This window comes from Mesorhizobium sp. WSM4989, assembly GCF_029625795.1.
In the GTDB taxonomy this organism is placed as follows: domain Bacteria; phylum Pseudomonadota; class Alphaproteobacteria; order Rhizobiales; family Rhizobiaceae; genus Mesorhizobium.
On the sequence record NZ_JARTVN010000020.1, the window covers coordinates 1 to 373 of the forward strand.

Sequence of the window (373 nt, forward strand, 5' to 3'; positions counted from 1 at the left end):
GTCGGCCGTGAACTATCCGCAAGCCATTGATCTGGCCTGTTGATTGAGGCGGATAGCGGCTTTGGAATTGCAGGATTAGCGGTATTTGGACGCTGTTTTCCTGCAATTCGGTTTTGCGATTCCCTTGTGGCGCGGAGCGTGATTCACTCGGTTCGGCGGCGGCGAATCGAGGGGACAGCGAATGTCCAGGCCACGCGAGAAGCGCGAGACGGGAGAGCAGGACCTGTTCCGCTCCCGGCTCGACCAAATCATCAACATGAAGCACGAGCTGGTGCGGCTGGCGCAGGCGATCGACTGGCCGGTGCTGGAGGAGCGTTTCGGCGCCGTCTATTCGGACGGCCCCGGCATGCCGCCGCTGCCGACCCGGCTGATG

General features: G+C 62.2%; 1 pseudogene. It reads left to right on the forward strand.

Annotated features, from left to right (window positions below):
* Positions 1-181 precede the first annotated feature (181 nt).
* Positions 182-373 (forward strand): annotated as a pseudogene (locus P9217_RS30160) (IS5/IS1182 family transposase); the annotation flags it as partial.